21 protein-coding genes and 6 pseudogenes are annotated in these 22,970 nt (G+C 41.5%); 9 read left to right on the top strand and 18 right to left on the bottom strand.

Annotated elements, in window-relative coordinates; translation table 11 throughout:
- Positions 1-69: 69 nt before the first annotated feature.
- A complete protein-coding gene (gene yrfG / locus RS130_RS04175; protein WP_316024920.1) occupies positions 70-753 on the top strand; it encodes a GMP/IMP nucleotidase in 684 nt (227 codons plus the stop codon).
- 27 nt (positions 754-780) lie between these two features.
- On the opposite strand, the gene RS130_RS04170 is transcribed toward yrfG, so the two are convergent.
- The 13 genes and pseudogenes from RS130_RS04170 to gspC all read right to left on the bottom strand — a co-directional run bounded on the left by RS130_RS04170 (position 781) and on the right by gspC (position 12,149).
- Positions 781-1,530, bottom strand: a complete 750-nt coding sequence (locus tag RS130_RS04170) for a type II secretion system protein N (protein ID WP_316024919.1) — start codon at positions 1,528-1,530, stop codon at positions 781-783.
- Positions 1,527-2,007, bottom strand: a pseudogene (locus tag RS130_RS04165) (type II secretion system protein M). Before RS130_RS04165 ends, RS130_RS04170 begins: the two are co-directional and overlap by 4 nt.
- Position 2,008: 1 nt before the next feature.
- A pseudogene (gene gspL / locus RS130_RS04160) lies at positions 2,009-3,215 on the bottom strand (type II secretion system protein GspL).
- Positions 3,216-3,264: 49 nt separating this feature from the next.
- Positions 3,265-3,639 (bottom strand): type II secretion system protein GspK, encoded by a 375-nt coding sequence (locus RS130_RS04155; protein ID WP_316024918.1) that lies wholly within the window; start codon positions 3,637-3,639, stop codon positions 3,265-3,267.
- Between the two features lie 10 nt (positions 3,640-3,649).
- Positions 3,650-4,252, bottom strand: coding sequence for a type II secretion system minor pseudopilin GspK (gene gspK, locus RS130_RS04150; protein ID WP_316024917.1), 603 nt, complete (start codon positions 4,250-4,252; stop codon positions 3,650-3,652).
- Positions 4,249-4,878, bottom strand: a complete 630-nt coding sequence (gene gspJ, locus RS130_RS04145) for a type II secretion system minor pseudopilin GspJ (RefSeq protein WP_316024916.1) — start codon at positions 4,876-4,878, stop codon at positions 4,249-4,251. The genes gspK and gspJ overlap by 4 nt, the downstream gene beginning before the upstream one ends.
- Positions 4,878-5,210, bottom strand: coding sequence for a type II secretion system minor pseudopilin GspI (gene gspI / locus RS130_RS04140; RefSeq protein WP_316024915.1), 333 nt, complete (start codon positions 5,208-5,210; stop codon positions 4,878-4,880). The genes gspJ and gspI overlap by 1 nt, the downstream gene beginning before the upstream one ends.
- 14 nt (positions 5,211-5,224) lie before the next feature.
- Positions 5,225-5,884, bottom strand: a complete 660-nt coding sequence (gene gspH / locus RS130_RS04135; RefSeq protein WP_316024914.1) for a type II secretion system minor pseudopilin GspH — start codon at positions 5,882-5,884, stop codon at positions 5,225-5,227.
- A 30-nt stretch (positions 5,885-5,914) separates the two neighbouring features.
- On the bottom strand, positions 5,915-6,370 hold the full coding sequence (gene gspG / locus RS130_RS04130) for a type II secretion system major pseudopilin GspG (RefSeq protein ID WP_316024913.1): 456 nt from the start codon (positions 6,368-6,370) through the stop codon (positions 5,915-5,917).
- Positions 6,370-7,589: pseudogene (gene gspF / locus RS130_RS04125) on the bottom strand (type II secretion system inner membrane protein GspF). Before gspF ends, gspG begins: the two are co-directional and overlap by 1 nt.
- Positions 7,589-9,151: a type II secretion system ATPase GspE gene (gene gspE, locus RS130_RS04120; RefSeq protein ID WP_316024912.1), complete on the bottom strand. Its 1,563-nt coding sequence runs from the start codon at positions 9,149-9,151 to the stop codon at positions 7,589-7,591. Before gspE ends, gspF begins: the two are co-directional and overlap by 1 nt.
- A 3-nt stretch (positions 9,152-9,154) precedes the next feature.
- Positions 9,155-11,217, bottom strand: a pseudogene (gspD, locus tag RS130_RS04115) (type II secretion system secretin GspD).
- 2 nt (positions 11,218-11,219) lie between these two features.
- Positions 11,220-12,149, bottom strand: coding sequence for a type II secretion system protein GspC (gspC, locus tag RS130_RS04110; RefSeq protein WP_316024911.1), 930 nt, complete (start codon positions 12,147-12,149; stop codon positions 11,220-11,222).
- A gap of 130 nt (positions 12,150-12,279) precedes the next feature.
- Here gspC and RS130_RS04105 point away from each other — a divergent pair, with 130 nt between their 5' ends.
- The 6 genes from RS130_RS04105 to RS130_RS04080 all read left to right on the top strand — a co-directional run bounded on the left by RS130_RS04105 (position 12,280) and on the right by RS130_RS04080 (position 18,206).
- Positions 12,280-12,678, top strand: coding sequence for an RNA-binding S4 domain-containing protein (locus RS130_RS04105; protein ID WP_316024910.1), 399 nt, complete (start codon positions 12,280-12,282; stop codon positions 12,676-12,678).
- 17 nt (positions 12,679-12,695) lie between these two features.
- Positions 12,696-13,586 (top strand): Hsp33 family molecular chaperone HslO, encoded by an 891-nt coding sequence (gene hslO, locus RS130_RS04100; protein WP_316024909.1) that lies wholly within the window; start codon positions 12,696-12,698, stop codon positions 13,584-13,586.
- Between the two features lie 118 nt (positions 13,587-13,704).
- A complete protein-coding gene (locus RS130_RS04095; RefSeq protein ID WP_316024908.1) occupies positions 13,705-14,706 on the top strand; it encodes a diguanylate cyclase in 1,002 nt (333 codons plus the stop codon).
- A gap of 100 nt (positions 14,707-14,806) precedes the next feature.
- On the top strand, positions 14,807-15,742 hold the full coding sequence (locus RS130_RS04090) for a cache domain-containing protein (protein ID WP_428982845.1): 936 nt from the start codon (positions 14,807-14,809) through the stop codon (positions 15,740-15,742).
- 23 nt (positions 15,743-15,765) lie between these two features.
- Entirely contained in the window at positions 15,766-18,030 is a 2,265-nt protein-coding gene (locus RS130_RS04085; RefSeq protein ID WP_316024906.1) for an ATP-binding protein, read from the top strand.
- On the top strand, positions 18,027-18,206 hold the full coding sequence (locus RS130_RS04080) for a hypothetical protein (protein WP_316024905.1): 180 nt from the start codon (positions 18,027-18,029) through the stop codon (positions 18,204-18,206). The genes RS130_RS04085 and RS130_RS04080 overlap by 4 nt, the downstream gene beginning before the upstream one ends.
- Positions 18,207-18,439: 233 nt before the next feature.
- On the opposite strand, the pseudogene envZ reads toward RS130_RS04080, so the two are convergent.
- The 4 genes and pseudogenes from envZ to RS130_RS04060 all read right to left on the bottom strand — a co-directional run bounded on the left by envZ (position 18,440) and on the right by RS130_RS04060 (position 20,498).
- Positions 18,440-19,736 (bottom strand): annotated as a pseudogene (gene envZ, locus RS130_RS04075) (two-component system sensor histidine kinase EnvZ).
- A gap of 33 nt (positions 19,737-19,769) precedes the next feature.
- The gene (locus tag RS130_RS04070; RefSeq protein WP_316024904.1) at positions 19,770-20,096 is read right to left on the bottom strand and encodes a winged helix-turn-helix domain-containing protein; all 327 of its coding nucleotides are present in this window, start codon (positions 20,094-20,096) and stop codon (positions 19,770-19,772) included.
- Positions 20,081-20,326, bottom strand: a complete 246-nt coding sequence (locus RS130_RS04065) for a response regulator (protein ID WP_316024903.1) — start codon at positions 20,324-20,326, stop codon at positions 20,081-20,083. The genes RS130_RS04070 and RS130_RS04065 overlap by 16 nt, the downstream gene beginning before the upstream one ends.
- Positions 20,313-20,498, bottom strand: a complete 186-nt coding sequence (locus tag RS130_RS04060; RefSeq protein WP_316024902.1) for a response regulator — start codon at positions 20,496-20,498, stop codon at positions 20,313-20,315. The genes RS130_RS04065 and RS130_RS04060 overlap by 14 nt, the downstream gene beginning before the upstream one ends.
- A 411-nt stretch (positions 20,499-20,909) precedes the next feature.
- Here RS130_RS04060 and RS130_RS04055 point away from each other — a divergent pair, with 411 nt between their 5' ends.
- Together RS130_RS04055 and RS130_RS04050 are read left to right on the top strand one after the other, a co-directional pair.
- Positions 20,910-21,455 (top strand): PAS-domain containing protein, encoded by a 546-nt coding sequence (locus RS130_RS04055; RefSeq protein WP_316024901.1) that lies wholly within the window; start codon positions 20,910-20,912, stop codon positions 21,453-21,455.
- Entirely contained in the window at positions 21,449-21,856 is a 408-nt protein-coding gene (locus tag RS130_RS04050; RefSeq protein WP_316024900.1) for a GGDEF domain-containing protein, read from the top strand. The genes RS130_RS04055 and RS130_RS04050 overlap by 7 nt, the downstream gene beginning before the upstream one ends.
- A gap of 101 nt (positions 21,857-21,957) precedes the next feature.
- On the opposite strand, the pseudogene RS130_RS04045 reads toward RS130_RS04050, so the two are convergent.
- A pseudogene (locus RS130_RS04045) lies at positions 21,958-22,868 on the bottom strand (phosphoribulokinase).
- Between the last annotated feature and the right edge of the window lie 102 nt (positions 22,869-22,970).

The following is a 22,970-nucleotide window of genomic DNA, read 5'->3' as shown; positions in this document are numbered from 1 at the left end:
CTGGTTTAATAGTAAATCGGCCAAAAATCAATAGAATGTAATATACCCGTTTAAAAGAGGACACGCCACTTGTCAAAGCTTGCTTGGAACAAAATTGATACAGTTTTATTAGATATGGACGGTACTCTGCTGGATCTGCATTTTGATAATCATTTTTGGTTGCAACACCTACCTAAAAAGTTGGCTGCGCTACATAAGATTCCCATCGAACAAGCTAAATTACAAATGGCCGATGAATATGAAAAAGTCATAGGGACAATTGATTGGTATTGTTTAGATTTTTGGGCTAGAAAATTAAACCTAGACATAGTTGCTGCCAAAAAAGAAGTGGAGCACCTTATTAGTATGCGAGATGACACCCTACCTTTTCTCGATGCGCTAAAGGCCTCTGGGCGCGAAGTAATTTTGGTCACCAATGCCCATCCAGATAGTTTGTCCCTTAAAGTGGAGCATACGCAACTAGATGAACACATTGACTTATTAATTTCTACTCACGAATTTGGCGTCACAAAAGAATCGCAATTGTTGTGGCAAAAGCTGCAGCAGCGAGTGGGGTTTGCGTCACAGCACACGCTTTTTGTGGATGACAGTCTAGGGATTTTACAGGCGGCGAAAGACTTTGGTATAAAACACCTTTTGGCTGTCAGCAACCCAGACAGTAAACAGCCCGTCAAAAAAATCGACGACTTTCCATCTATTCAAGACTATCGATATTTAGTGGACGATATTTTACAGCAGCCCTTTTCGGCTTAAGCCAACCTGCCTTGGTTGGCTATATTATTAGAACGTAATAGAGTAATAACCCTTGCTGTCTTGCTTGCCAAAAAACTGCGCCGCTTGATGCACTTCTTTAGGCAATTCAGTGCTGGGTTTAAAACGCCCGGTAACATTAAATTGTAGATTAGCGGCGACTTTTACTTGCGCATCTAAGCCAAGACTGTTGGGCTCTTTTACCGTCAACAATAGTTGCTGTTGTTGGCAAGTGATAGTTGCATTAAAGTTCCCTAAACCTATAGTGTTGCCAACACCAGCTACTTTGGCATTTAACCATTGGCCTTGGCCTTCGAGGGTTTGGCAACCTGTTGAGTAGTCGTAATCGGCAGTAATTAATTGCACTTTAAAGCGCCCTTCTGCTTGTACCGGAATCGGCAGCGGTAAAGACATCATAGCGATATCTGCAGGTATATAGGCTTGTAGGTTGGAGGCTTGAATGTTATCCGCTGAAATTTGTAATTGTCCGTTAAGTGCAATTTGCTCTGTTTGACGAATATTCCCTGCTTTCAGTTGTAAATTGATGTCTTGCAGTAATAAAGACAAAAATGAAAGTGACCAGTTTACGTTTTCTAAAGGAAGCCCTTGATAGGTAATTCGTTGTGCGTGACCGTGCCAAATGGTACCACTAACACCGCTAATCTTTACGTCTGGCGGTAGCTGTAATTTGGGTAAGACCACTATTGCTGGCAGTTTAACAATTAAAAATACAAAATATATAACAAGGCAAACACTGCCCCATTTCAACGTAGACTTCATGATTTTCCTAATTTTAAGCGCCTGATTTTAACTAGGCTAAGGTGCATCTGCTTCGGCGATATCAATATCCAAAATACTAATCCCTACTTTTTCTAATGATTGCAACCAACTGAGTACATCGTTAAATGGAGCTTGGTCAACCCATACTTGTAACTCTTCACCTTGGGGTTGCATCCGTGAAATTTGAATTTTCATTCTACTGGCAGCATGATTCACTGCCTGCGGTAAAGAGCCAGAAAATTGACTGGCGTTGCCTGACGATTGACGTAGCTGAATGGCTCGGCTGCTGTTCTTCTTTACCCAAGCTAAAAGCGATTCTTGATTGGTTAAACTCGTTCTGCCTCTTTCTATTGACGTATTTAAAGGTGACCAAACCAGCCAGTAAAATAATGCACAAACTAGTAGCACCCCAGAAACCGAGACTAATAATCGTTCACGAGAGTTTAACTGCTTGTACAGATTTGTTAACTTTTCCATCCTAACTCCTAATCGACAAGGTGCCGATTACCTGATCATCCTTTTGGTTAATAGAACCTTGCTCTACCTCAAAACCTTGGGCCTCGGCCTTAGCGCTTGAACTTATCTAAGGCTTCGAAGTTATTCGCTACGGCCTGTAGGCGTAATTCCGCGCGTTTACTATCAAATCGCATTGTTTGAGGTTTAACCTGGGACGCTTCAAACGCTGGGCGTAACTCGCTGAGCATGGCTAAAATAGAACTGCCACCGCCACCTTGTTCTAATGCTTTCATTTTGCGTTGCATAGTGGTTTTTAGGTTTCGATAGGCACCTGCATCTGGAAAGGCACGTTTGTACTCACTATCTAACTGGGCTTTTATATTGGCTAATTGAGTGTCAATTTTATTCAACTCTAGGGTCTTGTCAATTATGCTGGTGAATAACGCTACGACTGCAAGCACTGCTGCCAAGCGCCATTTTTTCCAATTTTCGTTGCTTTTGTTTTTAACTTTGTACTGACCCTGCAATAAATTAAATTGCGCAGCGCGAGCCCCTTCCGCTAACACTTTCATGGGTAACTCGAGCGGTGCACTCTCACTTTCGATGTTTTCAAAAGCAGATAAGTCTAAGGCTGAGTAATTCTTGATAGATAACATCTGATTGGATTTTTTAGCGAGTTGTTTGGCCTGATGTTGAATGGCTTGAGTAAGCCACTCTGCTTCACCTTGTAAACCAGCCCAGCTATCTTGTCGCACAAGTAGTTGCTGGCCAAGCTCCAGTATACTCCACGCTTCTTGTTCGGCCGGTAAAGCCAGTACGTCAGGTAGTAGTTGATTGCAGGCTAACCCTGCATCACTAATGATATTTAGCCAAGCTTGCAGTTTTTCTTTATTAACAATAGCTACGGCTTGTTGATTGCCATTTTTGGGACCAAGGGCAAAAAACTGTTGATTAATATCACCACTAATTTCTTCCTCAAGCATGAATGGAATAGCCGCCAGCGCTTTACGACCAGCCTTTGCTGGCAAGTCTACCCATTTCAGCAAAACATCACTGGTAGGCACAAGAGTCGCAATAGGTCTGCCGCCAGCTCTGTCTGTTAGCGTGGCTAAATGGCTAGCATCTGGTAATTCTCCAGAGGCAATAATTTCGTCTTGTTGACTAGACCATACAATCCAATGGATCCCGTCACTTGGATTAGCGCCTAGGCGTACTACTAACTGTTCCATAACGTTTACTTGCCCTGCAATTGATTGTGGGTGATTAAATAATACTTCATTAGAAGCCGCTAAATTCTCGTCTTATTACTTGTACTTTATTGTTGCTATCAAGCTTAAATACGGTTTGCATGGCAAATGTTGCGTCATTAAATTTGGCTCTAGTATGCAAAATAAAGTATGAAGTGGTGACATCAAACCACTTTTTTTGTTCATCAGTTAACGTTATGGCTTTAATTTCAGCGGTATTTAAAAACCCCGCTGGTTTATCAAATCCATCGTTACCTCTAGCTGAAAGTGCAGATTGAGCTTGGCTTAACGTTAAGCCTGTCATACCAGCAATTATACCTGCATTTTCTTCAGAAACGGTATTCACATTAATTTTAAGTGATGAGTCTGCGGGTAATACACAGCTTAATGCTAATAACTTATCCAACCAATTAACGTTAACGCCATTTTATTAAGCGCATTTCTGACTTGTGCGTCATTAAATCGTTGGCTGCGACGTAGGGAAATGGCAGGCTTTCGTATTCACTATCTTCCGCGCCTAATGATCTACTTTGGCTGTCGGTGTCTAACCAATCCGCTAAGGATTCACGAACAGTATCTATCTCATAACTAGGAATTTGTGGTTCAATCGTCTCCATTACTTGAGAGAAGGCGTTTAGTCGTTGGGCTAATTCCGTATTGGCGCCCGTGCCACTGTTGGCTATTCCTAATGCGTTTAGGTTAAAGCAAGATTGTAAATCAACTAGTTGCGCTTGAATGCCCCCTTCAATCGGGAAGGTAAACTCTTGATTCCAAGGTTGTTCTAAATGAATTACTGCACTGCTGCTTTTATACAATTCGCTTAGAGATTTTTGAGCAAACTGTTCAGCACCCATGGCATACCAATAAGCTTGGTTATTTTCTTTAATATTTGATGCTCGCTTAATTTGCAGCTGCAATCGTGTTCCCATTTCTGTGGCTAGTACGCTGACAATGGCGACAATTAGTAAAACTATGATTAGGGCGACGCCTTTTTGGTGTCGTGCAATTGATTTATTCATGAATCGCTAGCCACTATGAAATCTCGATGTATTTCGCCAAATGTTTTACTGACCAGCGTAATCGATATCGCAATGGGTAGGGTCTCACTTGAATACTCTTCTTGCCATTGATTGGGTTCATCTAAATTCTTGCGGTCGGTCAAAAAGGTCACTTGAAAGTCTTCGATATCGGTCAGCAGCACCTTTACTTTGGGCTCGTAACCAATGACGTTATCTACGTAGTTGCCGTACAATCGTTGTAATTGGTTTTCTTGCATACGATAGCCAACAGCTTGCAGTGTGCTGCGGGGCAATATCAACTGAGGGTTGTGCCATCCGCCTCTTACCAAGCTGATGCCATCTGCGTCACTGTCAAGTACACCTTCGCCGCCTACTATTGCCGTTTTCTCTAGCTGTCCTTCAACACGTGTGGGCCTTTGCACAGATTGCATTAGGTCTCGTTCAATCGTTAACATCGTGCGCTGTAGTATTTCTAATTGCTCAAACCGTTCGCTAGATAATTTGTCACTGTCTATGACTGAGGTGATGACACCAGCACTGGCTAAGCCGATCAAGGTGAAGATAGACATGGCGACGAGTATTTCTAATAAGGTAAATCCGGCTTTAGCCTGTCTTACTATCATCATTAGTTGCGCTTAGTGATAAAAGCAGACACTGACGTGACGGCATTGTTTAGTTTACTATCCGTACCGACTATCACTTCAACTTTGACCATTGCGTTATCTTCGGTTTTTTCTACTTTTTGTTTCCAGTACCACGTTTTTCCGGCCATGTCTTCTGATCCAGTTTGGTTGTTTTTTACTGGCCAGTTAGAAGATATGGTTAAGTGGGTGAGTTGATTATTGGCTACCCAAGTCGCGAAGGTAATGTGTTCTATTTGGCCAACACTGCTTAAATGGTCCCCTGACGCTTTGACAATGGCTGAAGCAGTGAGCGCAAAAATCACCAAGGCCACCATGACTTCTATTAACGTTAGTCCTGTTTGTTTTTTGAACGATGGATTTGTGCCACGCCTAAAAGCTCATCTAGTGGGCCCTCTCGCTCCAAAGGAACACTGTCTAGGCCATTGAGTCTATAATAAACCGGTAGCTCATCAGTGAATTCAGGCTCGTAGGCGATAGACAATGAGAAGGGGGTAATTTCGCCACTGGAGAATATAAACACTTGAGGTGGTAATAATTTAATGTCTTCTTCGTCGCCAATTTGAACGATGTCTTCGTCGAAAGAAGATTCTTCATCGAATACTTCAGTACTGAATAAATTGTTGTCTGTTTCCCAAGGTAAATCAGTTAAAGACAACTCTAGCTTAAAGAACTCTGGCAGTTCATATTCTTCGAAAGTAGGCTGGCCTTCTAGCTTCTGCCATTCTTGGTTCTCGTCTAACAGCATAAAATAGTAGCTATTGGTTTTTTGCTCTACACGTAAGCCTAGCTGTCTTTGGTTCAATACGGCATAGTCAGATGCCATATTGAAGATGACTTCTAATCTTTGGGTTTGTTTTTTTAGTAACTCATCGCCAGTTTGCCCATTAAAATTAAATACTACTGCGCTCGCAGCCAAGCCCATGATCACCAGTACTAGCATGACTTCGATCAGAGTAAAGCCATGTTGTGAAATAGATTTTCTGGGCAAGTGAAACACAATAGTTCGATTTATTAATGGTTAGTTTAAGTATTCGTTTAGATTCCAGTTACCAATATCATCTTCGGTGCCGGCTTCTAAATCTGGGCCATTAGAGAAAATATCGATAGCCCCTAACTCACCCGGACTCAATAGTTGGTAATCATTTCCCCAAGGATCTTGCGGAAGACGTTTGATAAATCCACCATCAGGGAAATTACGTGGAATAGGATCAATGGTAGGTGCGTTGACTAGAGCATCTAACGTTTGTTCTGTTGTGGGGAAAACATTGTTTCTTAACTTGTACATTTCTAGGGCACTTTCTAATTGCTGGATATCTACCGCGGCTTTTTTAAGTTGGGCGCCTTCTTGGCTGCCTAAAATTTGTGGTGCAATAATACCGGCCATTATGCCAATAATTAATAACACCACCATCACTTCGATGAGGGTAAAGCCTTTGTTAAGAGCTAAAGTTGATTTTTTAAGTTGTAATTTCATTAGAGGTTCACCATAGAATTTAAAGCCATAATTGGTTGTAGAATAGCCAGTACAATAAATAATACTACTGTAGCCATTGTCACGATTAAGATTGGTTCGAATACTTTGAGTGATACGCCAACCAAAGATTCAAACTGCCTGTCTTGATTATCTGCTGCTCTGCCGAGCATTTGTTGTAATTCACCGCTACGTTCGCCAGAGGCAATCATATGCATCATCATAGGGGAAACATTTTGGTTTGTTCTAAAGAAGCCCGCAAACTAGACCCTTCTTTGACAAACCCCGCTGCGTCTCTAATTGCCGCTTTAATGTGTAAATTTTCGAGTACATTACCGGCAATACTCATACTCTCCAAAAGGGGCACAGCACTTGACGTTAAAATACTCAAGGTACGGGCAAAGCGCGCGGTGTTTAAGCCTTTAGATACCTTACCTATTAATGGTAAGGTAAGAATAAACTTGTGGTAACGTTTTTTCATCACGGGTTGTTTCAATATTCTGGCGATAATCACCATAATTAGAACTATCACCGCCCCCAAAAATAATCCGTAATTGCGCAAAAACTCGCTGACGTCTATTAATATTTGGGTGATAGTGGGTAGGTCTTGACCCATATGTTCGAACTGTCCCACAATTTTGGGCACAACAACTGTCAGTAATAAAATAACGATAGCGCAGGCAAAAAACATCATTATCATTGGATAAACCAAGGCTTGCGTGATTTGACTACGGGTTTTTTGGCGGTTTTCGGTGTAATCAGCTAAACGGTTTAATACCGTATCTAAATGGCCGGACTTTTCACCCGCGGCAACCATGGCACAAAATAGATTGTCGAAGACATGAGGGAATTCACCTAAAGCATCGGCCAAGGTATGGCCTTCAACTACCTTGCTGCGTACGGCCATCATCATATTTTTCTGGCGAGGTTTTTCACATTGTTCAGCGACGGCTAATAATGCCTCTTCAATAGGTAATGATGATTCAACTAGCGTAGCCAACTGACGGGTGAGTAAAGATAGGTCTGCGGCTGAAATAGTGGCTTTAAATAAGGTAAAACTCTGTTGAGATTTGCGCTCTTTGTCAGCCACTTGATCCACTTGCATGGGGATCAAACCTAATTCGCGGAGTTGTTGGCGTATTTGCCTCGGGTTATCCCCTTCTAACACGCCATTTTTAGTCTTGCCATTTTTCTCCATGGCCTGATATGCATAAGCGGCCATTAGTCTTCCCTAGTAACACGCAACACTTCTTCAAGTGAGGTAAAGCCCAACAAAACTTTATTACAGCCATCGTCACGAATGCTAGGAGTAGTTTGGCGAATATGCTTTTCAATGGCTTGTTCGCCATGGCCATTGTGGATCAATTCACGTATCCCCTCATCCACCACTAACAACTCATGAATCCCGGTTCTGCCTCGGTAACCTGTTTGATTACAAGCGGCACAGCCTTTGGGCGAATGAATAGCATGATTCGCAACATCTATGGGCCTTATGCCTAGCACTTTGCATTCTTGCTCACTAGGTGTGTGCGGCACTTTGCAGTCTGGGCATAAGGTTCTGACCAGACGTTGTGATAATACAGCTAACAAACTTGAGGACAATAAGAAGGGTTCGATACCCATGTCTTCTAAGCGGGTAATGGCGCCGGCAGCCGTATTGGTGTGTAAGGTCGACATAACCAAGTGACCAGTTAAACTGGCTTGTACACTGATTTGCGCGGTTTCTAGATCCCGTATTTCACCAACCATGACCACATCGGGGTCTTGACGCAAAATGGCCCGTAAACCTCGCGCAAAAGTCATATCCACTTTTGCGTTAACTTGGGTTTGGCCGATTCCTTGCAAATCAAATTCAATAGGATCTTCTACTGTCAGAATGTTTCTGTCTTTTGAATTGATTTCACTTAGCCCTGCGTACAAAGTAGTGGATTTACCAGAACCCGTAGGGCCGGTAACCAAAATAATGCCGTGTGGTTTACGTACCAAATTAGAGAAAAAGTTTCGATTGATTTGGGTCATGCCTAAATCTTCGAGATTTAGCCGTACATTGTTTTTATCTAATAAACGCAACACTACCCGTTCGCCGTGACTAGAAGGCATGGTTGATACGCGCACATCGACTGCGCGACCAGCAATTCGTAAGGTAATACGACCGTCTTGCGGTACCCGTTTTTCAGCAATGTCCATTTTAGACATAACTTTAATTCGAGAAACCAGCATAGAAGCCATTTTACGGTTGGGTTTGAGTATTTCTCGCAATACACCGTCGACTCTAAAGCGTACTAAAAGTTGAGTTTCGAAAGTTTCAATATGAATATCCGAAGCCCCTTCTTTGATGGCCTCACCTAGCATGGCGTTGATGAGTTTGATAATTGGTGCATCATCTTCGCTTTCTAGTAAATCTTCGGTATCGGGTAATTCTTCAGCTAGGCTAAATAGGTCGCTTTCGTTACCTATGTCTTCCATCAATTGTTTGGCAGCCGATGAATCGCGTTGAAACGCATGGGTCAGCAATGACTCAAATTTTTCTAGCTCGATTTCTTGCAAACGAAATTCAGCTCCTAAAAAGCGTCTGACTTCGGCAAACACTTGGAACTCAGTATCTTGAGTGTGATACAAAATGGCTGGCTCTTCGCCCGTATCTAATAAAACCTGATGGCGTTTAGCAAAACTAAAAGCTAACTGTTTGTGCTCTGCTTCTTCAATAGGCGTGTCTAAGTCTGTGCCAGACTCTACTAACGCCTGTTCTTCTGCATCAGCTATATTAATCTGCGCGGCAGACATAACTTAGTCCTCGGCCTTATCTTTGTTTTGTATATATTCGTCAAACGAAGGGGCAAACTCAAGCTATCATCCCATTCTGGTAAAGAAGGCCCTTCGGTTAGAGGCATTAATGGAATGCCCTGAGACTGACGTTTTAGCTGTTCACCTCGAATATATTGATATTTACGTTGACTAATTTCATTCATAGTGACGCCATCACGAACAATAGTCGGGCGAATAAAGACCATTAGGTTACGTTTTCGTTTACTGGTGGAAGTAGACTTAAACAAGTTGCCAATGATGGGAATGTCACCCAACAGCGGTACTTTAGAAATGCTTTCTTGCACATCTTCATCAATCAAGCCGCCCAGCACAATTGTGCCACCATCATCAACAATCACCGATGTTTTTATTTCCCGTTTGTTGGTAATAATATCAACATTGGTCGCGCCGCTTATGCTTGATACTTCTTGCTCAATTAGTAATTGAACTGCATCACCTTCGTTAATTTGTGGTGTGACCTTGAGTTTGATACCCACTTCTTGGCGGTCGACCGACTGGAACGGGTTAGTATTGTTGTTACCTGTAGTTGAGCCGGTAATAATAGGAACTTCTTGACCAACGATAAAATACGCTTCTTCGTTATCCATAGTGGTGAGATGTGGCGTGGCAAGAATATTGGAGTTGGTATCTGTGCTCACCGCTTGTACCACTGCTCCCCAGCCGTCTTTCACAAAGCCGGCTATCATGCCATTTACGCCGCCTAATACAGACGCCAAAGACGTGAAGTCGCCTTTTTCTACCGAATCAAAAGAGTAGGGGTTACCATCGTCGTCGAATCCTGTTGTGGTTGTTACTTGGTCTCGCGCTTGCTCGGCTGCTACTGCCAAAGAGCCGATGCCCGCTACACCATTAGTGAATTGAGTACCGCCGCCCTTCTCACTACCTAATTGCACACCTAACGTGACCCCATCACCTTCAAATACTTCAACAATAATGGCTTCTACTTGCACTTGCGCGCGACGAATATCGAGTTGCCTAATTACCTCTTCTAGTGAGCGCATCATATCGGGCTCAGCAGTAATGACTAGGGCATTAGAATCTTCGTGCGAATCAATGCTAATGGAACGGTTGTTGCCACTCGCTGCTCGAGATGAGCCTTTATTGGTGCCGCCACCACTTGCTTCTGCTTGGATACTGGCGCTCACACCTTGTAGCACCTTGACTAGCTCTTCCGATTTGGCGTAATTTAGAAAAATAACCCGAGTATTGCCGTTGCTTTCTAATTCTTGATCCATTCGTTCAATTAAATTCACCAAACGTTGACGAGCTTTAACATCGCCACTGACTATGATGCTGTTTGTTCTATCATCAGCGACAACTCTTGGTGCTGACTTACTATTTGCTGTAGGGGCCTTGCCTTGAGATTTATTGATACTCTCTATTATGCGTACCATTTCTGATGCTGACGCATATTTTAATTTAACTATCTCGACTTCTTCATCACCAGCTTGGTCCACACGCTCGATAATTTCTACTAAACGATTTACCACTGCCGCACGGCCTGTCAGCATCATAACGTTTGAAGCGTCATGACTCACTACGTTGCCACCGCCAGTGGTATCATTTAGTTGACGTAGCAATGGCGCCAATTCACGAACTGGTACATTGTAAACAGGCATCACCCGAGTAATCATTTCGTCGCCCTCGAATGGGCTACCTTCTACAACGGGAATATTGGAGGACTTAGCGTCTTTAGAGCGTATGATTTTAATTACGCCACTCGACATTTCTACAACTGAATAACCATACACTTGCAGTACGTTTAGGAAAAATTGGTAGTATTGTTCTTCGTTTAACAAATCGTAACTACGGACAGTGATTTTTCCGCGTACATTAGGATCTACAATAATGGTCTTTTTTAAGTTCTTACCCACAATATTAATGAATTCACTGATTTCAGTATTCTTGAAATTGGGCGAATAATCGGCCGCAGCCACTAAACTAGATACTGCAAAAAAAGCACTGCCTAAGGCGATGATTAATCCTTTAAAATAATTTCGGCGTTTGCCACTACAACACGTCATGCTTAAAATTCCTCTTCCCCTTCGGGTAGATCAAGATAAATGGTAATAAGTTCTTCTTCGCGCAGAACCGTCATTTGCAAAGATTGTAATTCTTTTAACATATTCATGGCCTCCAACGACTGTTGCATATCAGTCAAATCTAAGCCGTTTAATTCAGTAATGATATCTCCAGACACAAGCCCTACTGCTTTAAATAATGAGGGCTTCTTACCCGGAGACACACGATATCCTGTTAATTCTCCATCTTTGCGTTGGGGAGATACAGCAATGTAATCGGTAAAGTTTGCGGGTTGTTGTTGCAACTCTCTGGTGGCTTCTATGGCATCGTCAGACAATGTGCGTCTTTGATCGGTAACTTGAGGGGTGTTAATAAGCCGAGGTTTCTGGTTGGCTTCTTTCTGTGAATTAGCTTTCGTGTAATCTACCCCATCTAACATTAAGGTTTCATGTTGTGGACCATTTTTGATGATAACCCGGTCGGCATACACTTCTTTTAACGAAGCATTGGTGCCTTCAATTTTTTCACCTATGCCGTAGGTTTGTTGTTGGCCTCGGTTTTCAATTATGGCGGCACCCTCATCTTCGTTGGTACTGGCTACCACGCCTGTTAAGGTTAAACTTAAACGAGTTACGGGGGCATCAGTGACAGTTTCTTTTATTTCAATAGGTTGTGCAGTTAAATCACCAAAAAGGTTGAGACGCTTTATATCAGCTAAATTTGTTTGACTATTACCGGATACAACCCTTGTTGGTTGACGAGTTGCATGAGTGGTTTCGGTGTTAACAGGCATGGGCCAGAGTCGCCAAGTGAGCTCCGCTGCATAAGCCAATAAGAAAATCGCCAATACAGCCACAACCAACAGGTTTATTTTTTGTTGGTTTTTCACTAGTTGGAGCCATAATTGATTAGCGTTATAATTTGCGAATGTCATTGTTTCTCGGTGGGATTATATAAAAACGTAACGGGCTTATGATAGCGAGTAGTAACAGTAGCTACAACTCTAATCGTTTAAGGTTACAAAAAAATAACAATCCTAAAAAATAATTAAAGGGTAGTAAATCATGCATAAAAGCTCTGAAACTTCAATTAATGTCCGCTTAGACAAATGGTTATGGGCGGCACGATTCTTCAAAACCCGAGCCATTGCTAGAGACGCAGTGCAATCTGGTAAAGTACAATATAATGGTCAACGCAGTAAACCCGGTAAGACAGTAGAGTTAGGTGCTTGCATAAAAGTTCCACAGGGATTTGATATTAAAGAAGTCGAGGTGCTGCAATTAAAAGAACAACGCCAAGGAGCGCCCTTGGCGCAATTGATGTATCAAGAATCTGAGGCGAGTGAAAAGCTACGTGCAAGTAATGCAGAAGCGCGTAAACTAAGCGCCTTTCATAGTCCCAAACCAGATCATCGACCAGACAAAAAGCAACGTCGACAAATCATTCAATTTAAACAACAGTAATTTTCAAGGTAATCAATATGGCATTTGACCAACTTCATCGGTTTTTATTCAATAAAGGTAACGTTAGAGGGGAGCTGGTTCGCTTACAATCGAGTTATCAACAAATTTTGGACTCGTATCATTACCCACCGGTGATTCAAACAATACTTGGGGAGTTGATGGCTGCCACGAGTTTGTTAACTGCAACCCTAAAATTTAAAGGCGATATTGCAATTCAATTGCAAGGTGAGGGCGTGTTGAACTATGCGGTGATTAACAGTACTCATAGCCAACAGCTGCGAGGCGTGGCCCGTTGGGATGAAAACGTTGTTGAATTACCAGATACCTTGCAAGGCTTAATTCAAAAAGGGGTGTTGGTGATTACCATCACACCAAAAGACGGTGAACGGTATCAGGGAATGGTCGCGCTTGATAAACCTACCTTAGCAGAGTGTATTGAGAGTTACTTTTTACAATCTGAGCAATTGGCCACCAAAGTCATATTACGAACTCAGTTAAAGCCAGGTGATGCAAAAGTGTGCGGTTTGTTTTTACAAGTTATGCCTACTAGTAGTAGTGCGACAAAGGCCAATGAAACCGATTTTGAGCATTTAGGCCAATTAACCGACACCATTAAAAATGAAGAACTGTTTGAATTGCCGGCTGAAGAAATTTTGTATCGTCTCTATCACCAAGAAGAAGTAGAGCTTTATCCTGCTACAGACGTGGTATTTAAGTGTAGTTGTAGCAAGGAGCGAAGTGCGAGCGCATTGGCGAATGTCAGCAAACAAGAATTGTTGGATATTGTCAGCCAAGACGGCGCGATAAAAATGAATTGTCAGTACTGTCATTCAGAATATTCTTTTGATGCCATTGATGTTGAAAGTATTCACTCTGGTACGTTTAGTACTCAAACAGGTCAAAGTTAAAAATTGAACGCTTAGGGGATTGCTGAGTGTATATTTTCTTAATTTCTATAAAATATGAGCTATTTTACTCAGGTAATTATTGCTATCTTAAACATGCTTAAAGACACAGGTGCATAGTTTGAATCAGTTTGTTTCAATATCGGAAGAGTTGTTGGCCGCGTCGGTTATCCTAATTGTGGACGATGACCCAGTTAACTCCGCAGTCGTAGACAGTCTCTTATCTGGGTTGTATCAAACCGTTGTCACTCACTCGGGAGAATCAGCCTTAGATTTTTGCCAAAAAACTTTACCTGATTTGATTTTGTTGGATGTGGTGATGGGAGGCATTTCTGGTTTAGAAACCTGTAGAAAATTGAAACAAAATGTTGAAACTCAACACATTCCAGTAGTGTTCATTACATCGATATTGGACGTAGAAGGTGAAATAAATTGTTGGGATGCGGGGTGCGTAGATTTTGTCACTAAACCTGTTAATGGGGTCACATTGTTGAACCGCATCAAGTCTCACTTGGTGAGTAAGCTACAAGCAGACATGTTGCGTAGGATGTCGTATAAGGATGGCTTAACGGGCTTAAACAATCGACATGTATTAGATGAAGTCTTGGAAAAGAGCATGTTATACGCTACTCGTAGCGATCATCCCTTGAGCGTTATGATGTTAGATGTGGATTGGTTTAAACTTTATAACGATTACTATGGCCACTTGCAAGGTGATGATTGTTTAAGACAAATTGCAGACTCTATTAAAGAAGTTGTACAACGTCCGACTGATGTGGCAATTCGTTTTGGAGGGGAAGAATTTTTATGTGTTTTACCAGAAACTGATCTGGCCGGAGTTGAGCACTTGGCTCAAGCGTTACTTAAGTCTGTGCTTGACCTTAAAATACCCCATGCAAAATCACCACTTAATATCGTGACAGTGAGTGTAGGAATTTTTACTTTTAAGCCCAAATCAACCCTATCCCAAAGGAGATACTTGAGCAGGCAGATAAAGCCTTATACAAGGCCAAGCAACTTGGCAGGAATCAATATTATATTGAGCCCGATGAGTTGTAACGAGTTACGATTGGTTTGTGCACCGATTGTAGAATATGCAATAAAGCCAATTGGGGCTAGGTGACGTCAATGCTTGCAGCTTTCCTAAAAATTACTTATCACAACCCACACATAATCGTCACTTGATCCCCTACGCTGCTTTCTCAGTAACAATATTGGTTATAGTGGTAATTGGTTTATTTGAAGCTAGTTTAAATATTTCTGTTAAAACAGAAGTTGAAAGCAGGCTGCATGAGACAGCCGATCATATTGACGCACAAATGCAGGAGCAATTAGACAAGTATCGTCGTGATATTCGCTTTTTACATGAAACGCCTCCAATCTCTGGGCTAGTGCGAGCGATGAAATATAATGGTATAGACCCTGATAGCCAAAATACTTATCAGCAGTGGGCAGAGCAATTGCAAACCACTTTTGTCGCTTTCATGGAGCATAATCAAGAATACGATCAAATTCGCATCATTAGTGGCAATGAAGATGGCTTAGAGTTAGTTCGAGTCGAGCGTGTATTGGGGAAAATTCAAAGGGTAAAAGCAAGCCAATTGCAAAGTAAGAAAGATCGCGATTATTTTTCTGCGAGTTTGCAATTAGCAGAAGGTGAGCTGTATATGTCGCAGTTTTCTTTGAATCGAGAATTTGGACAAATTGAAGTCCCATATCGGCCCACACTGCGCATTTCAATACCAATATTTATCAACGAGCATCAACGTCTGGGGTTCCTCATTTTAAATATTAATGCTCAGCCTATTCTAGATTCATTAGTGTTAATGGCCGGCAACCAATTCCAATTGGTGATGACTGATAATGATGGTTATTATTTAGTATCGCCTAATGACAGAGAAAAATTCAGCCGAGATTTAGCACCAGAGTTGCAATGGCAAAATAGCTATCAAATGGAAGAAGCAATCGCCCAAGATTTCACTAAGGTAGTCAGAGCTGATGATGTGAGCACGGTATTTTACGCTTATGAAAAGAAAGTCAGGGTGGCGGGTATTAGCGAAGATGGTTTTTTACTCATTCGTGTTTTGGCCCTGAGCGTTTCGCTTCTACGGTGGCCATGGAACGTCGTATTAGCGTATATGTTTTTCTGTTTGCCATAACAGTCATCATATTGGTGTTTTTGATGATTTTAGCTCGTGCCATGCGCCGCAATAATCAACTTTCAGCGGCAAGAGCGTTGTCTGCGGCTATCATTAAAGGTTCAAAAAATTCAATCATCAGTACTAAACCCGACGGCACTATTATAAGTTGGAATCACGCCGCAGAAGTAATGTTTAAATACAGTGAGTCTTACGCTTTGGGCCAGTCAATTGCCAAGCTTGCCCTGCTTGACGATATTGATATTCTTACTTGTATACAGAGCGTATCTGTTGATAATCCTTTGCACGAAGTTGATTCTGTACTTGAATCAAGTCATTCAAAAACGTATTTGTCGTTGTCTTTATCTGCAATTGTGGGAGCTAATAATCGGTTTATGGGCGTGGCAATAATTGTCAGAGACCAAACCATCGAGCGCCAAGCAGAGGAAAAAGTAAAACAAATAAACTCAGAACTAGAGCTAAAGGTAGCCAGCCGTACCGCTGAATTAGAAAAGGCTAGCAAAGTCAAAAATGCGTTTATCTCCAATATTAGCCACGAAATGAGAACCCCACTCAATGGTATTATGGGGACGCTAAGCTTACTGCGTAAAGATCCTCTCACTGAAAATCAACTTCGTTATTTAGAGATGACAGCTGTCAGTGTTAACTCTTTAGCTGTGTTAATTAATGACATACTTGATTTATCTAAAATCGAAGCAGGCAAATTAGATTTAGACTTTAAGGCATTCAACCCCATTGAGCTAGTTGAAAGCTTAACTTGTAGCTTAGCGGTGAAAGCACAAGAAAAAGGTTTAGAGGTGATTCTAGATATTGCAGACCTTCGCTGCCAGTCCATTACTAGTGACCCTCACCGGTTCTCACAAATATTAACCAACTTAATTAGTAATGGGATTAAATTCACCGATACAGGACATATTAAAGTCACTGCATATTGCCAGCCTTTGGACTTGAACATAACACGTTTTACTTGCTCAGTTGCGGATACAGGTATTGGCATAGCAGAGGCAAACCAAAGTAAACTTTTCCATGCATTCACCCAAGAAGATACTGAAATTGCTTCTAAGTATGGTGGTACTGGACTTGGCTTGTCTATTTGCCGACAACTTACTCATTTATTAAATGGTGAAATTAGTTTTGAATCAACTAAAGGCATTGGCAGCACGTTTGAATTTCACATCGATTTACCTACCGAAAACTGTGTTCTATCCAGTACGCCTAAATTACTTGAGAACAAACGTTGCTTGATTGTGGTCCCCTACTCGGCGTTAGAAATTAGCGCAACAAAATTGTTGAAAAACTATGGCGCGAGTTGTCTAGCAAAGCAGGAGTACATAGATTGGTTAGATGGTAATACTGCAATGCCTAGTCAGTTTCCAGACTATATTTTTATTGATTTCACATCGCCGTATTTGTCGCTGCTGGATAAACACTGGCAACTAATTACTAGTTTTACGCCTAAAGTTTTTGTACTGCGTAATAGCGGCCAGCCCATTCCGTTATTAGAGCACCTTGCGGTTAGTTCGCTGAATAAACCTATTCAGTTGTCAGAGTTGACTAACAAATTGTGTGATCGCAAAGAGCAGAAAGACGCACTGTTACCTGTCTTTACAAAGGTGGCAGACGACTCTTCCTATATCGATGATAAGAGGAAGTTGGCTGGCGCTAACATCCTAATAGTTGATGACAACGAAATTAATATTGAGGTGGCAAGTGGCATGTTGGCCGAGTTGCCGATGAATATATTTAGAGCCATGAACGGGCAGCAAGCATTGGATGTGTTGCAAGCTAAGACTAAGGAAGGAGTACAGATCCATTGCATTTTAATGGATTGCCAAATGCCTATTTTAGATGGTTACAAAACCAGTGAACAGATTAGAAGTGGTATAGCGGGTGAAGAAAATAGTCACCTACCTATCATCGCCATGACAGCCAATGCAATGTTAGGTGAAAGGAAAAAATGTATCAATGCTGGTATGAGTGACTACATTACCAAACCAATCAGCTTGGACTTGTTAGTGACAGTTGTCATTAAGTGGACATTATCGGTCTACCAAGCTGGCCCTGTAAAAGAAGCAATGGTTGAGACATTGACCAAACCAATGATAGAAAAAGGAGATGTCGTTATGTGGGATAAAGAGTCAGCATTAATGCGTTTAATGCAAAACGTAAAATTGTTTAAACAGATCTGTCGTATTTTTGCCAATAAATCTCCCGACCAAATGCGGTTGCTGGGGAGTACATTGATAAGCAAGATTTTGACAATATTAGTAAACAAAGCCATTCATTGAAAGGGTCTACTGGCGATATCGGGGCCACTGAATTACATGGCTTGTATAGCCAAATTGAAATGCAGGCCAAACAACAAAATCTAGAGCAAATTGTCGGCTTGTTTGAGCAAACCCAAACAAGTTATGAGAACTTCTGTATTAGTCTTCAAGAATTTATAGATGAAGAGCAAAGTTAGGCAACCTAAATCTTGGATAAGCCGACCCCCTTGATAATGCTCTTTTTTTGACTAGCGGCGTTGGGTTGCCTAGCAATAACACGTTATTAACTACGACAATCCGCCTTGCTATACACAAAAATTTCGTCACAGAGTGAACATTTGGGTGAGGTTATTTGCATTAAACATATTACACCATTGAATGATATTGATATGGTTTAGCTCAAACGATACTCCTTATTCTTCACATTAGGTTAGGTATTAATTGAAATAACCACATTGGCGATTAAACCACCTTCAGGGTGATTGCTTAAGCTAACTGAACCTGAGTGCATGCTGACAATACGTTTGATTATAGCTAGACCTAAGCCAGAGCCTAAACTGCCTCGCGCTATATCTCCTTGTGTAAATGGCTCGAATAGCGCTTCCATATTGCCTTCAGGAATGCTCAGGGCCAAAATCTCTTATTGAAAAGCCAACTTTTTGCTGCTTCTTGTGATAAATCGATGATATTTCTATATTGTCACTGCCGTAGCGAAAGGCATTTTCTATTAGGTTTTCTAACACTCTACGTAGCGCCACTCGGCGAATGAGTGTTTTAGGGAGAGTGACTAAGTTTAATTTAATATTGTGATTTTCTTCTATACTGCGAGCTTGCACGGCGTCTTTGATTAAATCGTTTATGTCACCTATAGCAAGGCTTTCTTGCTGATCTTGACGCACGTAATCAATAAACTGGTCGATAATATCGTTCATATCTTCTATGTCGTGCACTATCCCTTCTTTTATCCACTCTTGGTCATCAGGTAACATTTCACTGGCTAATCGGATACGAGTAAGGGGAGTACGTAAATCATGTGAAATACCAGCAGTTAGCAGGGCGCGATCTTTTTCTAATTGCTTGATGCCTTTTGACATTTGATTGAAAGCCCCTGTCACGGCGATGAGTTCGCATGCCCCTTCTTCTTTTAATGGTTCGGGTACTTGCCCTCTTCCCACTGTAATCGCCGCATTTTGTAAGGCTTTTAAAGGTCGGTTAAGTCTTCTGACGAATATAAGACTGCCGCCTACACTTAATATGCCTATCATCAATAAATACACTAAGTGCGGCGAACCTTCTCCATGGCCGAGCCCGACAATGGGTATGGTGATCCACACTGAGGGGTCTTGCGGAGGCTTTATCCAGTATAAATAAGGTTCACCATGAGTGATTTTAACCTGCGCTTCGCCACCCAAGTTATAGGACATTTGCTTAGACCAAGATTGATAAGGCACAGCTTGATTCAAGCCTTGTTCTAATGCCTGTTGATTGGTTAACACCCGCATGCCTGTCGTATCAGAAATACGCTGAGTAACTTGTAAGTCTGGTCCATTTAAGCCTTCGATAAAAGCTAATTTAATTTGGTTTGAGAGTAGGTTATTTATTTGTTGTACATTGGGACTAACAAAATAATACGTCACAGAAACCAAAGACACCACTTGATTGATCAATAATAAAATAGAAATCAATAGCACGGTTTGGCCAAAAGCACTTCTAGGTAAAATTTTCATTGGATTAACAGCAATTGGTTAAGAAAGTGAATACTAAGATGCACTTTCTCCATCTGGAACAAATACATAGCCTAATCCCCAAACTGTTTGAATATACCTAGGGTTAGTTTGGTCTTCTTCTAACATGCGACGTAAACGAGAGACTTGTACATCGATACTTCTTTCTAAGGCGCTATAGTCTCGTCCTCTTGCTAAGTTCATCAACTTATCCCTAGATAGAGGCTCACGAGGGTGAGTAACCAAAGACTTAAGTACGGCAAACTCGCCGCTAGTCAGAGTCATAGGTTCACCGTCAGCTAGCATTTCTCGGGTCCCAAGGTTTAAAGAGTATTTGCCAAACTCTACTATTTGCTCTTCCAATGAAGGGGCGCACTTGGTGCTTCTGTTGTTTTGCGGCGCAATACCGCCCGAATGCGTGCGAGTAGTTCTCTAGGATTAAAAGGTTTGGGGAGGTAGTCATCTGCCCCCATTTCTAGGCCAATGATGCGGTCTACTTCATCGCCTTTTGCGGTCAACATAACAATAGGAATTTCATTATCTTTTTGACGTAATCTACGACAAATAGATAGGCCGTCTTCACCGGGCAGCATTGAGATCTAACACGATTAAATGAAAATTTTCTCGTTCTAAAAACCTGTCCATTTGTTCAGAGTTAGCCGCTGCCCTGACTTGAAAGTCTTGCTCAATTAAGTAGCGCTCTAACAAACTACGTAAACGCATGTCATCATCAACAACTAAAATTTTTGTAGTTTCTTGTCCCATGCTAGGTCCAGCTTTAATAAATATTGGTAGGTCAACACTATATGTGAAAGTAAAACAATTCAAAAGTTTACATTGAATTACTGGGCTTCTGCTTTGTTACAAAGTTTGTCACATGATTATGTGCTTTCAAATTCTCGTTGAGGGGACTTTTATTTATTGGAGTAAGTGTAAGGCACGGCAAATGCGAGTTTTTGTACTTGTTTGTTGAGTTAATTTTGACCAATTGCATTTTTAAGTAAATGAGGTATTAAATCATAGGGTTGTAAATTTCTGCTAACTTACTATTTTGTATGATGAATATAGTCATCAGCAGCTTAAAATAGTTTTATTACCTTGAGTGATATTAGTTCTTGGTAGAGTAGTAACTTAGTGGGTGTATAAATATCACTTTGATAAGTTGGAACGGAAAATATGGATCAAGGATTTGCCACTTTAGCGGCCAGAATGGGTGACTTTTTACGCGTGTCACAGGACGGCTATGCAATTTTTACAGCGGATGATATTTTGCAAGGTTGCAACCAAGCCTTTGCCGATATTTTATATTTAGATAGTGACAAGATTATCGGCAAATCTTTTGACGAATTATATCGGCAGGTTTTCAAAAATCAGCAAGGCCCTAAGATTGATACCCTTGACATTGATGGGTGGCTACTTGAATCCAGCAAAAAAAGGCGCTCTAGAGAATTTAGACTGTTCGAAATTGATTTAGTTGATGGGCGCTGGTTTCTTATTTCAGAGCAAACATTGAGTAATGGTGATTTATTACTGCAAGCCAAAAATATCACCAAACAGAAAATGCTAGAGCAAGATCTACATAAACACACTACCCAGTTGACAAACATTGCCTCTACCGATGAACTTACCCAAATTTCCAACAGACGTTGTCTTATCAATCAAATAAAAGTTGAACTAAAGCGCTGCGCAAGGAAGCGCAAAGCGCGGTATTTTGTTTGCTAGACATTGATTTTTTCAAAAAAGTAAACGATGAGTATGGGCATGTCGTAGGCGATAAAGTGTTGCTTAAAATGGCAAGAATTATTACATCTTTACTACGTGAATATGATCCCTTTGGGCGAATTGGCGGAGAAGAATTCGGTATATTCTTACCTAACACCAGCTTACAACAGGCTAAAGAAATTACCCAGCGCTTGTGCGATACCATAAACGCCTCTCAATTTAACACCTCATCAAAACCAATTAGCATTTCAGTTTCAATTGGTATAGTGCAGTGCTGGCAAGGTGCCACCTTTGAGTCATTGTATAGTTGCGCTGATGTGGCATTGTATGAGGCTAAAGATAAAGGGCGTAATCAAGTAGCGGTGCACAGCAATAGCTTATCTAGCCTAGATCCTGGATAAGCCGAACCTCTCGATAACGTTCTTTTTTGTGTCTAGTGGCGTTGGATTGTCTAGCTAGCGGTTTCACTGCTTATTAAATGCAAACATAACCTAGTATTTGATTACTCTGGTTGTTTGTTCGTTACCCAGTCCATTTGAAAGCCGGCACGGCGTTTTTTTCTAATAATTCTTCTAACAATGGCATCAAGATCAATTCCATCGCTAAGCCCATTTTCCCGCCGGGGACAACTATTGTATTGATGCGGGACATAAATGAACCGTCTATCATTTTCAATAAATAGGGGTAATCCACGGTTTTCATTTCACGACGAAAGCGCACTACGACATAACTTTCGTCTTGACTGGGAATTTCCCGAGCACTAAACGGATTAGAGGTATCAACAGTAGGCACGCGTTGAAAATTAACATGAGTACGAGAAAATTGTGGGGTAATAAATTTAAAATAGTCATCCAAGCTGCGGACAATGCTGCTCATGACGGCTTCACGTGAATGGCCTCGATCATTGGTGTCACGAACAATTTTTTGGATCCATTCTAAATTTACAATGGGCACCATGCCTACCAATAAATCTACATGTTTAGCGACGTCCACTTTGCCATTGGTCACGCCACCGTGTAAACCTTCGTAAAAAAGTACATCGGTATTTTCGGGTAAATCTTGCCAAGGAGTAAATGTTCCGGGCATTTGATTGAAAGGAACAGCTTCATCAAAAGTATGCAAATATTGCCTGTGCTTGCCCATTCCTGTTTCTGCATATTCGGTGAATAGGGTTTCTAACATTTCGAAATCATTGGCTCTGGGGCCGAAATAGCTAATGTGTCGACCTTGTTCTTGGGCCTTGCGTATTTCTACTTCCATTTCTGGACGGGTAAATCTGTGGAAACTGTCACCAGCGACTACAGCAGCATTAACAGACAAATTACGAAAAATATGTCTAATAGCATTTGTGGTCATGGTTGTACCAGCACCAGATGAGCCAGTGATAGCGATGATGGGGTGTTTAACAGACATTCAACATACTTTGCCGAGAAAAGAATGTCATTTATAAGCAAGCTTGGCGTCAGGGTCAAGCGCAACCTAAAGTTAAGTCATGTGTATTATTTCCAGTGTGAA

The organism is Paraglaciecola aquimarina, from assembly GCF_032464635.1.
GTDB lineage: Bacteria > Pseudomonadota > Gammaproteobacteria > Enterobacterales > Alteromonadaceae > Paraglaciecola > Paraglaciecola aquimarina.
Note: the sequence above shows the minus strand (reverse complement) of the source record. Positions and strands in the feature narration are given on the sequence as shown.

Bases quoted from the DNA above. Each gene is read 5' to 3' on its own strand.
- gspJ (WP_316024916.1), bottom strand. From the start codon at position 4,878: ATGATGATAGTAAGACAGGCTAAAGCCGGATTTACCTTATTAGAAATA.
- RS130_RS04105 (WP_316024910.1), top strand. From the start codon at position 12,280: ATGCATAAAAGCTCTGAAACTTCAATTAATGTCCGCTTAGACAAATGG.
- RS130_RS04055 (WP_316024901.1), top strand. From the start codon at position 20,910: ATGGATCAAGGATTTGCCACTTTAGCGGCCAGAATGGGTGACTTTTTA.
- gspE (WP_316024912.1), bottom strand. From the start codon at position 9,151: ATGTCTGCCGCGCAGATTAATATAGCTGATGCAGAAGAACAGGCGTTA.
- gspC (WP_316024911.1), bottom strand. From the start codon at position 12,149: ATGACATTCGCAAATTATAACGCTAATCAATTATGGCTCCAACTAGTG.
- RS130_RS04085 (WP_316024906.1), top strand. From the start codon at position 15,766: ATGATTTTAGCTCGTGCCATGCGCCGCAATAATCAACTTTCAGCGGCA.
- RS130_RS04065 (WP_316024903.1), bottom strand. From the start codon at position 20,326: ATGCTGCCCGGTGAAGACGGCCTATCTATTTGTCGTAGATTACGTCAA.
- gspK (WP_316024917.1), bottom strand. From the start codon at position 4,252: ATGAATAAATCAATTGCACGACACCAAAAAGGCGTCGCCCTAATCATA.
- gspI (WP_316024915.1), bottom strand. From the start codon at position 5,210: ATGGTGGCCTTGGTGATTTTTGCGCTCACTGCTTCAGCCATTGTCAAA.
- RS130_RS04170 (WP_316024919.1), bottom strand. From the start codon at position 1,530: ATGAAGTCTACGTTGAAATGGGGCAGTGTTTGCCTTGTTATATATTTT.
- gspG (WP_316024913.1), bottom strand. From the start codon at position 6,370: ATGAAATTACAACTTAAAAAATCAACTTTAGCTCTTAACAAAGGCTTT.
- RS130_RS04060 (WP_316024902.1), bottom strand. From the start codon at position 20,498: ATGGGACAAGAAACTACAAAAATTTTAGTTGTTGATGATGACATGCGT.
- hslO (WP_316024909.1), top strand. From the start codon at position 12,696: ATGGCATTTGACCAACTTCATCGGTTTTTATTCAATAAAGGTAACGTT.